We start from the raw sequence: 13,987 nt of genomic DNA on the forward strand, positions 1-13,987 counted from the left end.
GGGGTCGCCTTTCTTTGGTTCCTTTCTTTGGCGAAGCAAAGAAAGGGACTCGCCCGCGGGGGCGAAATCCCCGCCTCCGGACTTGAAAGCCGCAGCGCAGCGACGAGCAGCAGCGCCAACTAAAAGCCGGGTGCGGCCCTCACCCCCACCCTCTCCCAAGGGGAGAGGGGCCAAGGCAGAACAGCCTGGTCATCAGCCGTACCCCTCACCCCCTCAACACATACCCCAGCACCACGTCGCAGATGTGGTTCAGCCGCTCGTGTCGCGCCTTCGGCGTCATCAGGTCCCGCGCGAAGATCGCCGACAGGGTGAAGCGGTTCGACAGATAGAAGTACGCCATCCCGGCGATCGAGACGTAGAGCTGCACCGGGTCGATCCCGCCGCGGAAGCTGCCGTCGAGCCGGCCGCGCTCCAGGATCGCGCCCAGCGTTTCCACCAACGGGGAGTTCACGTCCTGCGCCTTGCGCGACTGGGCCAGGTGCCGGCCCTGGTGCAGGTTCTCGCTGTTCAGGAAGGTCATGAACTCGGGGTGCGCGATGTAGTAGTCCCAGGTGAACTCGGTCAGGCGCCGCAGGGCCTGGGCGGGCGGCATGTCCTGCAGGTGCAGGGCCTGCTCGGCCTGGCGGATGCGGGCGTAGGAGGCTTCCAGCACCGCCAGGAACAGGTCGTCCTTGCTGCCGAAGTAGTAGTAGAGCAGCCGCTTGTTGAGGCCCGCCTGCTCGGCGATCCGGTCGACCCGGGCGCCCGACAGGCCGTGCTGGGCGAACTCGGCGCTCGCCGCGTCGAGGATCGCCTGCTGGGAGCGTTCCGCGTCGCGGGAGCGCGGGCCGGGCGGGGTGTCGGCGGGAGTGTCCATGCCGCTAGTTAACCAAAAGGTTAATAGAGCCGCTTCAGGGCTGGGCGGGGGCGGGCAGGCTGCGCAGGGTTTCCAGGGTGCGCAGGCAGGCGTCGGCCACTTCCTTGCCCTTGACGGTGAAGTGCGCCTGGAAGAACTCGCGGTGCTCGGCATGTTCGTGGAAATGGTGGGGCGTGAGCACGGCGGAGAACACCGGCACGCCGTGGTCGAGCTGCACCCGCATCAGCCCGTCGATCACCGCGGTGGCGACGAAGTCGTGGCGGTAGATGCCGCCGTCGACCACCAGGGCGCAGGCGACGATGGCGTCGAAACGGCTGCTGCGGGCCAGGGCCTGGGCGTGCAGCGGGATCTCGAAGGCGCCCGGCACGTCGAAGAGCTGCACCGCCGACGCCGGCACGCCGCGGGCGGCCGTCTCGGCCATGAACGCCTGGTGGGCGCGGCCGACGATGTCGGCATGCCAGTTGGCCTGGACGTAGGCGATGCGCGGCGCGGAGGCGGCGCTGTGGCTGCCGGAGCCCGAGAACGAGGTGGCCGAGCGGATGTTGGCGACGGAGGTGTCGGTCTGACGCATGGATGTTCCAGAAAAATCGCGTGGGCAAGATGGACCAGAGCCAGGGCGATCACGCGCCGCCACGGCAGGCGCACGGCACGCGGCCCGCCCGTCGACGACACGACAACGAGCGGGCCCGCGCAGTGCGGCGGCCGGGGCGGCGCGCGTTCTCTTTCATCCGGACTGTCACCGTCGGCCCCGGGATCGCACCGGGTCTGCTGACCCGGCCACCCGCGGCGCCCTTGCAGGAAAGGGTGCCGCGGTTGGCCGGCGCTCGCGGGCTCGTGCCGGCCCGCAGGCCCGCCATCACCGCCGGTAGGGAGTTGCACCCTGCCCTGAGAACGCTTGTGTCCCGGCGCGGTGCGAACGACCGTGCCGGGGCGGCGCGATTGTAGGCGGCGGTGGCGTTTCCTGCCTGCGGCGGCGGGGCAGGGGGCTCGCATAATGATCCGGATTCTTCGCACCCATTCTCAGAAAGAGACTTCTCCATGACGCGTCAACTCGCCGGCCACCTGATCGTCGAATGCCTGGCCGCCCAGGGCGTGACCCATGCCTTCGGCGTGCCGGGCGAAAGCTTCCTGGCCGTGCTCGACGGCTTCCACACCTACGGCGAGGCGGTCCGCTTCGTGACCTGCCGGCAGGAGGGCGGCGCCGCCTTCATGGCCGAGGCGCACGGCAAGCTGACCGGCCGGCCGGGGGTCTGCTTCGTCACCCGCGGGCCGGGTGCCACCAATGCCTCGATCGGGGTGCATACCGCGTTCCAGGATTCGACGCCGATGGTGCTGTTCATCGGCGACGTGGGCAGCGATTTCCGCGACCGCGAAGCCTTCCAGGAGGTCGATTTCCAGAGCTTCTTCGGCCCCAGCACCAAGGGCATGGCCAAGCGGGTGGAGCGGATCGACGACGCCGCCCGCATCCCCGAGTACATCGCCCGCGCCTTCGCCACCGCGATGGCCGGTCGGCCCGGCCCGGTGGTGCTGGTGCTGCCCGAGGACATGCTGCGCGAGATGGTCGACGTGCCTGCGCTGCCGCGGGTGGAGCCGGTGCCGATCGGCGCCGACGCGGCCGCCATCGCCCGGCTGCAGCAGATGCTGATGCAGGCCGAGCGGCCCTTCGTGATCGCCGGCGGCCCGGGGTGGACGCCGGCCGCGGCGCGGGACCTGCAGTGCTTCGCCGAAGCCTGGCAGCTGCCGGTGGGCAACGCCTTCCGCTTCCAGGACACCTTCGACAACCACCACCCGTTGTATGCCGGCGACGTGGGCATCGGCATCAACCCGGCGCTGGCGCAGCGGGTGCGAGACGCCGACCTGGTGCTGGCCCTGGGCCCGCGCCTGGGCGAGATGACCACCGGCGGCTACACCCTGCTGCAGGCGCCGCGGCCGCTGCAGACGCTGGTGCACGTGCATGCCGGCGCGGACGAACTCAACCGCGTCTACCAGGCCGACCTGGCGATCAACGCCACGCCCGGCCCGCTGGCCGCGGCGCTGGCCGTGCTTCCGGCGCCGGCCAGCGTGCCCTGGGCCGAGAACACCCGCGCCGCCGCGGCCGACTACCTCGCCAACCTGGTGCCGCAGCCGCTGCCGGGCGACATCGACATGCCGGCGATCGTGGCCGCGCTGCAGAAGCACCTGCCGGCCGACGCGGTGCTGACCAACGGCGCCGGCAACTTCGCGAGCTGGGTGCACCGGTTCTTCCGCCACCACGGCCTGGCCAAGGGCCACAAGACCCAGTTGGCGCCGACCGTGGGCGCGATGGGGTACGGCGTGCCGGCCGGCATCGCGGCCAGCATCGCCACCGGCCGCACGGCGTTCACCATCGCGGGCGACGGCGACTTCCTGATGAACGGGCAGGAATTGGCGACCGCCATGCAGCACGGCGGCAAGAGCATCGTGCTGCTGCTCGACAACGGCATGTTCGGCACCATCCGGATGCACCAGGAGCGCGAGTACCCGACCAACGTCGGCGCCAACAGCGGCACCCGGCTGCACAACCCGGATTTCTGCGCGCTGGCCCAGGCCTACGGCTATGCGGCCGAGAAGGTGGTGCGCACCGAGGAATTCGAGCCGGCGCTGCAGCGCGCCCTGGCCCGCGACACCGGCACCCTGATCCTGGTGCCGCTCGACCCGGAGGTGATCTCGACCCGCGGCACCCTGGCCGCGATCACGCGGAAGGCGCTGACCCAGCTCGGCTGAGGTCGCCGGGCCGTGCCAGCCCGTCGCTATTGAATCGATAGCAACCGGCCGGCGACTGGCGCCGGCTGCGGGCCGATTTCATCCGCATGCGAGGGCGAGCCGGCCATTCGGCCTGCACGCTCAGCCCCGCGGCAGCTGCGCCTGCAGGTGCCGCAGCTGCTGCTCCAGCGCGTCGATGCGGTCGAGGTAGCGCAGGCAGACCGACACCGCGTAGAGGTCCAGGTCGAGGTCGTCGCGCAGCCGGCTCGCGGTGCGCACGGTGACGGTGCAACGGCTGGTGAAGGTCCATCCGCCGGGGGCGCCGTCGGGCGCGAGCGCGCCGTAGTCCACCAGGCTGCGCACCTCGTCCTCGGTCAGGTTCGAGGCCTGTACCAGTTCGTCGAGCGAGACGGCGGCGCCGCGGGGCACGGAGGGGTCGGGGGTGTTCATCGCGGTGCCTCCTCGGCGAAGTGCGCGCGCGGCGCGAATGACGATGCGGCGGCCAGTTCGGCCATCAGTTCCTTCTCGCGGGCGGTGGGGGTGCCGGGCACGTCGATCCGCACCACCGCGTAGATGTCGCCGGCGGTGCCGCCGGGCTTCGGCAGGCCGCGGCCGGCCAGGCGCAGCTTGCGGCCGGCGCGGGTGCCGGGCGGCACGGTGAGCAGCAGGGCGCCCCCGGGGGCGGGCACCTCGATCTCGGCGCCCAGCACCGCTTCCCACGGTGCGAGCGGCAGGTCGAGGTAGAGGTCGTGCTGGCTCACCCGGAACAGCGGATGCGGCGCGAGCGCGACGTGCAGGTAGACGTCGCCGTCGCGCCCGCCGTGGCGGCCCTTGCCGCCGCGCCCGCGCAGCCGCAGCTTCTGCCCCTCGACCGTGCCGGGCGGCACGGTGACCTGCAGGGTGCGCGCCACGCGGCGGATGCGGCCGTCTTCCCCGGGTTCGGGCACCGACAGCTCCATCTGCAGCGTGGTGCCGTGGAAGGCGTCTTCGAGCGAGACCGTCACCGGCGTGTCGAAATCCTCGCCGGGCTCCGGGCCGTCGTCCCGCGCGGCGGCGCGGCCGCCGAAACCACCGAAGCCGCCGCGGCCCGCGCCCATCTGCGCGAAGAGGTCGGCCAGGTCGATGTCGTCGAAGCCCTGCATGTCGGGCCGCGCGCCGGCAGCGCCCGTGTCGGCTGCGCCCGGACCGCCGGTGCCGCCCCAGCCGGGCGGCGGCCGGAAGGGCTGGCCCTCGGGCGGGCGGCCCAGGGCGTCGTAGGCGGCGCGCTTCTCCGGGTTCTTGAGGGTGGCGTAGGCCTCGCCGATCTCCTTGAACTTCTCGCCGCTGGCCGCGTCGCCCGACACGTCGGGATGGTGCTCCCGCGCCAGCTTGCGGTAGGCCTTCTTGATGTCGTCGGCGCTGGCCTCGCGCGCCACGCCCAGGGTCTGGTAGTAATCCTTGTACTGCATGCCGTGCCTTGTCCGCGGCCCGGGATGGCCGCCGGATCACGATAGCGCAGCCCGCCCGCGCCGCGGCGGCGGATTCCAATTGGTTACAGCGCGGCGTCCGTGCCGGGCCATGTTCAGAACCGGGCGCGCAGTGTGACGAACAGCTCGCGCGGCGCGCCGGGCAGGATCAGGTTGTCCACGCTGCCGTGGGCCGACACGTAGTAGCGCTTGTCGGTGGCGTTCTTCAGGTTGGCCGCGATCTCGTAGGGGCCGGTGCGCCACACCGCGGCCAGGTCGGCGCTCACGTAGCCGGGCAGCGTGACCTGGTTGGTGAGCGAGGTGAAGCGCGCGCCCACCAGTTGCAGCCCGCCGCCCGCGCTGAAACCGGCGCCCAGGTCCTTCATCGCCCAGACCGAGCCGGAATGCCGCGGCGTCAGCGCCGCCGTCTTGCCGAGCGCCGCCACCTGCGCGATCGGCAACTGGTTGGTGCGGGTGGTGGCGAGCGACTCGACCATCTTGCCGTCGAGGTACGCATAGCCGGCGCTCAGGTCCCAGCGGCCGGGCAGGCGGCCGCTGGCGGTCAGCTCCAGGCCGTTGGTGCGCTGGGTGCCGACGTTGATCTGCCGCGCCGGGTTGGCCGGGTCGGTGTTCTTGATGTTGGTGCGCTCCAGCGAGAAGAGCGCTGCGGTGGTGGAGAGCGCGCCGTCGAGGAAATCGAGCTTGGCGCCGATCTCGCGGTTGGTGGTGATCTCGGGTGCCGCGCCGGCGATGGCCGCGCTCAGCGCGAAGGTCTCGGCCGAGGGCTGGAACGACCGGCTCACCGAGGCGTAGTACGACTGCGATTCCGACGGCTGCCACACCAGGCCGGCGCGCGGGCTGATCTTGGTGTCGCTGCGCTCCAGGCTGTTCAGCTTGCGCTCGAAGCTGGTCGCCTGGCCGAAGTCGTCGTAGCGCAGGCCGACCAGCGCCTTCCACTGCGGCGCCAGGGTGATCTGGTTCTGCGCATACACGGCGCGGGTGTCGAAGGTCGAGTTGCTGGGAATGGCGCTGTCGGCCAGGTAAGCCGCCGCGGCGATGGCGGGCGGCACCCGGCCGGCGGGGTCGAGCAGCGGCACGGTGTCGACCACGCCGCCCGAGACGGAGTAGGCGCGCTTCTTCTGGCGGCCGAACTCGGTGCCCACCAGCCACTCCTGGCGCAGGCCGAAGAGCTGGTTCTGCCAGGTCAGGTCGGTCTGGTTGAACCAGCCGCTCTCCTGGCGCTGGACGGAGCTGCGGGTGCGGCCGACGGTCATCGCCACCGGGTTGGTGTCGCCGCTCGGCAGGGTGTTGAAGCGGTCGAGGGTGTACTCGGAGTAGCGGGCGATGTTGCGCAGCTTCAGCGTGTCGCCGAAGCGGTGGTTGAGCGTGGCGGTGAAGGACTCGACCCGGCTGGTGGTGGTGTCGTCGCGCCGCGCGTTGCCCGAGCCGTAGTAGGTCGACGGCGCCACCGGCACCGGCCGGCCGTTGAGCGCCGGGATGCCGAAGTCGGTCAGGCGCTGGTCGCGGGCGTTGGTGTACTGCAGCAGCAGGTCGGTGGCGCTGCCGAGCTTCAAGGCCAGCGCCGGCGCGAAGTGGAACCGGTCGAGGAACTGCTGGTCGCGGTAGCTGCCCGAATCCTCCCGCGAGACGTTGAGCCGGAACGCCGCCGACTCGCCCAGCGGCGTGTTGATGTCTCCGGTGAGGCGCTTGGTGCTGTGGCTGCCCAGGGTGACGCCCGCCTCGCCGAAGGTGCTGCCGAAGACCGGCTTCTTGGTGACGCGGTTGATCAGCCCGCCCGAGGACCCGCGGCCGTAGAGCACGGCGGCCGGGCCCTTCAGCACCTCGATGCGCTCCACGTCCGCCAGGTCGCGGAAATAGAGCGCGTCGTCGCGCACGCCGTCGACGAACTGGTCGGCGATGGCGCTGAAGCCGCGGATGTTGACCTGGTCGCGCTGGCCGTCGCCGCTGCTGAAGGCCACGCCCGGCACGTTGCGCAGCGCGTCCTGCACCGACATCGCCGCCTGGTCGCGCAGCAGCTGCTGCGGCACTACGTTGACCGCCTGCGGCACGTCGCGCAGCGGGGCGCTGCCCTTGGTGGCGGTGGTGGCGGCGGCGGGCGAGTAGCCCTCGCTCTCGCCGGCGGCGTTGACGGTCACCTCGCGCAGCTGGGTACCGGCCGGGGCCGGTTGCGCATGCGCCGCCCCGCCCGCGGCGAGGGCGAACAGCGCGGTGCAGAGTGCGTTGAGGGGAAATGCGGGAGTGTTCATGGTGTGTGCCTGCAGCGGGACTGGGAGGGGGCGTGGAGCGCGGTCAGAAGCGGTAGGTGGCGGTGGCGGTGACGGTGCGGCGCTGGCCGAAGAAGCAGTCGCCCCGGGTCAGGCAGGTGGTGAGCTGCACCTTGTCGGTCAGGTTGACCGCGTTGAGCGCCACCCGCCAGGCACCGGTGTCGTAGGCCAGGAAGGCATCGAACAGCGTGGACGACGGGGTGCGCAGGGTGTCGGTACCGTCCCAGCTGGCCCCCAGGTAGCGCACGCCGCCGCCCACGGTGAACGCGCCGCTGCCGCCCAGCGCGAAGCGGCGCGAGAGCCAGAACGACGTGTTCTGCGCGGGAACCCCGCCGACCCGTTTGCCCTGCGTGGCGTCGTTGGCACGCGAGATCTTCGCGTCGGTATAGGCGTAGGCGGCGGTGGCGTCCCAGCCGGCGGGCAGGCTCAGCTTGCCTTCGATTTCCAACCCGCGGACGTGCACCTCGCCCACCTGCAGGCTGTTGAGCGGGTTGGACGGGTCGCTGGTCTTGCGGTTGGTGTCGCGCAGGTCGTAGACGGCGGCCAGCACCGAGCTGCGGCTGCCCTCGGGCTGCCAGCGCACGCCGGCTTCGTACTGCTTGCCGCGCTGCGGCTTGAAGGGCGTGCCGAACAGGTTCACGCCTCCCAGCGGCAGGAAGGACTCGGTATAGCTCACGTAGGGTGCCCAGCCGCCGTCGGCCAGGTAGACCAGGCCGGCGCGTTTGGTCCAGGCGTCGTCGTCGACCCTGGCGCTGGCGCTGTCGGTTTGCGCGCTGTCGTGGCGCAGGCCCACGGTCGCGGCCCAGCGGTCCCACCGGATCTGGTCCTGCAGGTACAGGCCCAGCTGGCGCTGGGTCACGTCGGGCGATGCGGTCAGGCGGGTGGGCGGCGTGTAGTTGCCGTAGACCGGGTTGTAGACGTCGAGCGGCGCGGCGCTCCCGCGGCCGTTGGCGGTGCCGAAGACGTTGCGCTGCGCGTCCAGGCCGGCCAGCACGGTGTGGCCGACGCCGCCGGTCGCGAAGCGGGCCTCGGCCTGGTTGTCGAGCACCAGCATCTCGCCGGTATTGCGCTGCTGGACCAGGTCGCGGTCGATGGTGCGGTTGTCGGCGTTGAACACCGGCCGCGCCGGCCGTCCCCTGCCCGGCACTGCGGTGAAGCTGGTGTAGGCGGTGCGGTAGTCGACCTCGGACTTCACCGCGCGGAAGTTCTGGCGCACCGTCCAGGTGTCGTCGAAGCGGTGGCTGAACAGGTAGCCCAGCGCGTCCTGCCGGCTGTCGTAGGCGTCCCAGCCGGGCTCCCCGGTGAAGGTGGCGGTGGAGATCGGCCCGTTCGGTGCCGGGAACAGCGTGCCCTGCCAGGGAAAGAAACCGATCAGCGAGCCGCTCTTGTCGCGCTGGTAGAGCGCCTGCAGCGTGAGGGAGGTGTCGGCGCTGGGACGCCAGGTGAGGGAGGGCGCGAACACCCGCCGGTCGTCGGGCACGTGGTTCACCTGCGTGCCGCTGTCGCGGCCGACCGCCACCAGTCGGTAGAGCCACTTGCCCTCGGCGTCGAGCGGGCCGGTGAAATCGGCGGCCACCTGCTTGCGGTCGTAGCTCCCGGCCTGCACCTGGATCTCGCGCAGGGCTTCGGCCTGCGGTCGCTTGGTGACGATGTTGAGCACGCCCCCCACGCCGCCCTGGCCGTAGAGCACCGACGAGGGGCCGCGCAGCAGCTCGACGCGTTCCAGCGTGTACGTCTCGGGCTTGGTGGTGTTGTAGGTGCCGTAGCTGCGCAGCAGGCCGTCCTGGTACTGCACCACGCTGCCGCCGCGGGCGGTGAAGCTGTCGGTGCGGCTGTCGAAGTAGCTCGACACCACGCCGGCCGAATAGGAGGTGGTCTGGCGCAGGGTGAGCGCGCCCTGGGCCTCGATCTGGTCGCGGGTGACGACCGAGACGGCCTGCGGCGTTTCGATCAGCGGCGTGTCGGTCTTGGTGGCGGTGGCGGCGCGCCGGGCGACGAAGCCCGGCACCGGTCCGGTGGCGCTCTCGGTGCCGCCGGTGACGGTCACGGGGGAGAGCGAAGGCTCGGCCAGCACCTGGGAGCGCGCGGGTCCGGCCGCCAGCAGGCACAGTGCGACGCCGGTGGCGCAGGCGGTACGGGAGGCGGGGAATGGCACGCGAAGGCATGCCGCGGGCAGGTGTGCACGCAGGACGGACATGGAGGTCTCCGGAAAGTCAGCGGTTGGAAAACGCTGGCTAACGGGACCGACGCACGGAACGACTGGCTGGCGATGTCAACGGATTGTAAACGCGTGAAATGGTTTACGTTCGCATTTGACCTGCGCCGTGGCGCGCAGACCCGAATCCGGTACCGGGCCTGCCCCGGCGGGCGGCCGGGCGCTAACCCACCTGCTCGGCCGGACAGCCGTGGGCACGCAGGCCGTCGATGATCTGCGCGATGTGGGCCGCGTCGCGGGTCTGCAGCACCACCTCGACCTGCACCCGCTCGAGCGAGAGGGCGGTGAAGGCCCGCTGGTGCTGCAGCTCGTCGATGTTGGCGCCCAGCTCGCCCAGCAGCCGGGCCACGTCGGCCAGGGCGCCGGGCACGTCGCGCAGATCGAGCCGCAGCCGCGCAAGCCGGCCCGAGCGCACCATGCCGCGCTCGACGATGCCGGCCAGCACCAGCGGCTGGATGTTGCCGCCCGACAGCACCACGCCGACATGCCGCCCGGCGAACAGGTCGCGGTGGCGCAGCAGCGCGGCGATGCCCACCGCGCCGGCGCCTTCGACCACCGTCTTCTCGATCTCCAGCAGCATCAGGATCGCCTGCTCGATATCGCCCTCGGAGGCCAGCAGCACGTCGGCCACATGCTGCTTGATCACCGGCAGGGTGACGACGCCCGGCGCCTTCACCGCGATGCCGTCGGCGATGGTGGCGCTGCCGCTGGGGCGCGGCGTGTCGTGCACCGCGCTCCAGGTGGTCGGGAAGCGCTCGGTCTGCACGCCGTAGACACGGCAGCCGGGGCGCAGCGCGGCCGCGGCGGTCGCCATGCCGGCGATCAGGCCGCCGCCGCCCACCGGCACCACAAGCGTGTCGATCCGCGACTGGGCCGCGAACATTTCCAGCGCCACAGTGCCCTGGCCGGCGGCGATGGCCGCGTCGTCGAACGGGTGCACCACCGTCAGACCACGCTCGGCCGCCAGGGCCAGCCCGTGGGCGCGGGCGTCGTCGAAGGTCTCGCCGTGCAGCAGCACCGTGGCGCCGAAACGGCGGGTGTTGTCGACCTTCACCGCCGGCGCGAAGCGCGGCATGACGATGGTGGCCGGGATGCCCATCCGCTGCGCGTGGTAGGCCACGCCCTGCGCATGGTTGCCGGCCGAGACGGCCAGCACCCCGGCGGCGCGCTCCTCGGCACTCAGCTGCGCCAGCTTGTTGAAGGCGCCGCGTTCTTTGAAGGAGGCGGTGAACTGCAGGTTCTCGAACTTCAGGTACACCTCGCAGCCGAGCAGCGCCGACAGGGTGCGCGAATGCAGGCAGGGCGTGTCGAGCACTTCGCCGCGCAGGCGGTCGGCGGCGGTCTGGATATCGGCGAAGCTGAAGGTGGTGGACATCGGCGGGCGGCGTGGCGCGAGGAGCGGGGCCCGGCATTGTGCGGCAGGGCGCAGGCGAAAAAAAACGGGGCCGTGCCCCGTTTTTCGGTGGCTGTCGTCGCCCGGCTTACTCGATCTCGCCCATCTGCGACTGCAGGTAGTTCTGGATGCCGACCTTCTCCGTCAGGTCGATCTGGGTTTCCAGGAAGTCGATGTGCTCCTCGGTGTCGTCCAGGATCTTCTGCAGCAGGTCGCGGGAGACATAGTCGCGCACCGTCTCGCAGTGGGCCATGCCGGCCTTGATGGTGGTCTGGGCACCGCGCTCCAGGCCCAGGTCGGCGCGCAGGATCTCGGGCACGTCCTCGCCGATGGTCAGCTTGCCCAGGTCCTGCAGGTTCGGCAGGCCGTCGAGCATGAAGATGCGGTCCATCAGCCAGTCGGCGTGCTTCATCTCGCCGATGGATTCCGAATATTCCTTCTTGGCCAGCTTGTCGAAGCCCCAATGCTTCAGCATGCGGTAGTGCAGGAAGTACTGGTTGATCGCGGTCAGCTCGTTCTTGAGTTGGGCCTGGAGGTGCTGGATGACCTGAGCGTCGCCTTGCATGGTGGTTCCCCTGTTGTTGTGGGTTGTCGAATGGGACGAATTGTCGGGCTTGTCCCTGTTGCCGACAAGGAATCTCCCTGTTATGGCGGTGTGCCTACGGGTGAGGCTGATAGGTGTTCGTATTCGGAATGCCTGCATAGAAAATCCCAATGCCCGGCATACCGTCAATTCATTGGAGCGGTACAGGGTAAGCCCTTATGCTTCTGGGTTCCAACTCTCCATCTCCCAAGGAAAAACATGTCCCTGATCAACACCCAAGTAACGCCTTTCAAGACCGAAGCCTTCCACAACGGCAAGTTCATCACGGTCAGCGACGAGACGCTCAAGGGTAAGTGGTCGGTCCTGATCTTCATGCCGGCGGCCTTCACCTTCAATTGCCCCACCGAAGTCGAGGACGCGGCCGACAACTATGCCGAGTTCCAGAAGATGGGCGCCGAGGTCTACATCGTCACCACCGACACGCACTTCTCGCACAAGGTCTGGCACGAAACCTCGCCCGCCGTCGGCAAGGCCCGTTTCCCCCTGGTCGGCGACCCCACCCACACGCTGACCCACGCGTTCGGCGTGCACATCCCCGAAGAAGGCCTGGCGCTGCGCGGCACCTTCGTGATCAACCCGGACGGCATCATCAAGACCGCCGAGATCCATTCCAACGAGATCGCCCGCGACGTGAAGGAAACGCTGCGCAAGCTGAAGGCCGCCCAGTACACCGCCGCCCACCCCGGCGAAGTGTGCCCGGCCAAGTGGAACGAAGGCTCCAAGACGCTCGCACCGTCGCTGGACCTGGTCGGCAAGATCTAAAGCGCTCCGCCTCGAAAGCCTGGGTGCGCCCGGGCTTTTTTTTCCGCGCACGACCATCGGCTATCGATAAATCAAATTAAGTAGAAGGAAGCTATCATGCTGGACGCCACCCTCAAGACCCAACTCAAGGCCTACCTGGAGCGGGTGACGAAGCCGATCGAGATCGTCGCTTCGCTCGACGACAGCGCGGCGTCCGGCGAGTTGCGCGGCCTGCTCGACGACATCGTCGTGCTCACCGACAAGATCACCCTGGTGACCCGCACCGACGACGGCGAGCGCAAGCCCTCGTTCCTGATCGCCAACCCGGGCGTCGATACCGGCGTGCGCTTCGCCGGCATCCCGCTCGGCCACGAGTTCACCTCGCTGGTGCTGGCGCTGCTGCAGGTCGGCGGCCATCCGTCGAAGGAAGCGCAGGACACGCTGGAGCAGGTGCGCAACCTCGACGGCGATTTCCACTTCGAGACGTACTTCTCGCTGTCCTGCCACAACTGCCCGGACGTGGTGCAGGCGCTCAACCTGATGGCGGTCCTCAACCCGCGCATCCGGCACACCGCCATCGACGGCGGGCTGTTCCCGACCGAGGTCGAGGCGCGCCAGATCATGGCCGTGCCGATGGTGTTCCTGAACGGCACCCACTTCGGCCAGGGCCGCATGAGCCTGGAGGAAATCGTCGCCAAGGTCGACCACAACGCGGTGGCCCGCGACGCGGAGAAGATCTCGGCCCGCGCACCGTACGACGTGCTGGTGGTCGGCGGCGGCCCGGCCGGCGCGGCCGCCGCGGTGTATGCGGCCCGCAAGGGCATTCGCACCGGCGTGGCCGCCGAGCGCTTCGGCGGCCAGGTGCTCGACACCCTGGGCATCGAGAACTTCATCTCGATCAAGGAGACCGAAGGGCCGAAGTTCGCGATCGCGCTCGAAGAGCACGTCAAGCACTACGACGTGGACGTCATGAACCTGCAACGCGCCGAATCGCTCGTCCCCGGCGAGATGATCGAGGTGAAGCTCGCCAGCGGCGCCTCGCTGAAGACCAAGTCGCTGATCATCTCGACCGGTGCCCGCTGGCGCACTATCGGCGTGCCCGGCGAGGCCGAGTACAAGAACAAGGGCGTGGCCTACTGCCCGCACTGCGACGGCCCGCTGTTCAAGGGCAAGCGGGTGGCGGTGATCGGCGGCGGCAACTCGGGCGTCGAGGCTGCGATCGACCTGGCCGGCATCGTCGGCCATGTGACCCTGGTCGAGTTCGGCGAGCAACTACGGGCCGACGAGGTGCTGCAGCGCAAGCTGCGGAGCCTGGCCAACGTGACGGTGATCGTCTCGGCCCAGACGACCGAGGTGACCGGCGACGGCCAGAAGGTCGACGGCCTGGTTTACAAGAGCCGGGTCACGGGCGAGGTGCACACCGTGGCGCTCGAAGGCGTGTTCGTGCAGATCGGCCTGGTGCCCAACACCGACTGGTTGAAGGGCACGGTCGAACTGTCGAAGCACGGCGAGATCGTGGTCGATGCCAAGGGCCAGACCTCGGTGCCCGGCGTGTTCGCCGCGGGCGACGCGACGACGGTGCCGTACAAGCAGATCATCATCGCCGCGGGTGACGGTGCCAAGGCGGCATTGGGGGCGTTCGACCACCTGATCCGGGTGTCGGTGCCGGCATGACGGGCTGAGGGCGTCAGACCCCGGAGGGGCAGGGGGCATGGGCGCGGGAGCAG

Annotated in this window: 11 protein-coding genes and 1 riboswitch; of the genes, 3 read left to right on the forward strand and 8 right to left on the reverse strand. The window is 70.0% G+C overall.

Features of this window, described 5'->3' with window-relative positions:
• Window positions 1-205 precede the first annotated feature (205 nt).
• Both ASE76_RS16500 and ASE76_RS16505 read right to left on the reverse strand, forming a co-directional pair.
• Window positions 206-856 (reverse strand): TetR/AcrR family transcriptional regulator, encoded by a 651-nt coding sequence (locus tag ASE76_RS16500; protein ID WP_055841992.1) that lies wholly within the window; start codon window positions 854-856, stop codon window positions 206-208.
• Window positions 857-890: 34 nt separating this feature from the next.
• Window positions 891-1,427, reverse strand: coding sequence for a 6,7-dimethyl-8-ribityllumazine synthase (locus tag ASE76_RS16505; RefSeq protein WP_055841995.1), 537 nt, complete (start codon window positions 1,425-1,427; stop codon window positions 891-893).
• Between the two features lie 141 nt (window positions 1,428-1,568).
• A riboswitch (FMN riboswitch) is annotated at window positions 1,569-1,753 on the reverse strand.
• Between the two features lie 141 nt (window positions 1,754-1,894).
• On the opposite strand from ASE76_RS16505, the gene ASE76_RS16510 reads away from it, so the two are divergent.
• The gene (locus tag ASE76_RS16510) at window positions 1,895-3,598 is read left to right on the forward strand and encodes a thiamine pyrophosphate-binding protein (protein WP_055841998.1); all 1,704 of its coding nucleotides are present in this window, start codon (window positions 1,895-1,897) and stop codon (window positions 3,596-3,598) included.
• A 120-nt stretch (window positions 3,599-3,718) separates the two neighbouring features.
• Here ASE76_RS16510 and ASE76_RS16515 read toward each other — a convergent pair whose 3' ends face one another.
• The 6 genes from ASE76_RS16515 to bfr form a co-directional block, all read right to left on the reverse strand.
• Window positions 3,719-4,027 (reverse strand): chaperone modulator CbpM, encoded by a 309-nt coding sequence (locus ASE76_RS16515; RefSeq protein ID WP_055842001.1) that lies wholly within the window; start codon window positions 4,025-4,027, stop codon window positions 3,719-3,721.
• On the reverse strand, window positions 4,024-5,025 hold the full coding sequence (locus ASE76_RS16520; protein ID WP_055842004.1) for a DnaJ C-terminal domain-containing protein: 1,002 nt from the start codon (window positions 5,023-5,025) through the stop codon (window positions 4,024-4,026). The genes ASE76_RS16515 and ASE76_RS16520 overlap by 4 nt, the downstream gene beginning before the upstream one ends.
• Before the next feature lie 113 nt (window positions 5,026-5,138).
• Window positions 5,139-7,289, reverse strand: a complete 2,151-nt coding sequence (locus ASE76_RS16525; protein ID WP_055842007.1) for a TonB-dependent siderophore receptor — start codon at window positions 7,287-7,289, stop codon at window positions 5,139-5,141.
• Between the two features lie 43 nt (window positions 7,290-7,332).
• Window positions 7,333-9,504: a TonB-dependent siderophore receptor gene (locus tag ASE76_RS16530; protein ID WP_055842010.1), complete on the reverse strand. Its 2,172-nt coding sequence runs from the start codon at window positions 9,502-9,504 to the stop codon at window positions 7,333-7,335.
• A gap of 181 nt (window positions 9,505-9,685) precedes the next feature.
• On the reverse strand, window positions 9,686-10,897 hold the full coding sequence (locus tag ASE76_RS16535; protein ID WP_055842011.1) for a threonine ammonia-lyase: 1,212 nt from the start codon (window positions 10,895-10,897) through the stop codon (window positions 9,686-9,688).
• A gap of 106 nt (window positions 10,898-11,003) precedes the next feature.
• Window positions 11,004-11,480, reverse strand: coding sequence for a bacterioferritin (gene bfr / locus ASE76_RS16540; protein WP_055842016.1), 477 nt, complete (start codon window positions 11,478-11,480; stop codon window positions 11,004-11,006).
• A gap of 237 nt (window positions 11,481-11,717) precedes the next feature.
• Here bfr and ahpC point away from each other — a divergent pair, with 237 nt between their 5' ends.
• The gene (gene ahpC / locus ASE76_RS16545; protein WP_055842017.1) at window positions 11,718-12,281 is read left to right on the forward strand and encodes an alkyl hydroperoxide reductase subunit C; all 564 of its coding nucleotides are present in this window, start codon (window positions 11,718-11,720) and stop codon (window positions 12,279-12,281) included.
• Between the two features lie 96 nt (window positions 12,282-12,377).
• Complete coding sequence (ahpF, locus tag ASE76_RS16550; RefSeq protein ID WP_055842021.1) at window positions 12,378-13,934, forward strand: alkyl hydroperoxide reductase subunit F; 1,557 nt, start codon at window positions 12,378-12,380, stop codon at window positions 13,932-13,934.
• The last annotated feature ends 53 nt before the right edge of the window (window positions 13,935-13,987 follow it).

The sequence above is a fragment of the Xylophilus sp. Leaf220 genome (genome assembly GCF_001421705.1).
Classification (GTDB): domain Bacteria; phylum Pseudomonadota; class Gammaproteobacteria; order Burkholderiales; family Burkholderiaceae_C; genus Xylophilus.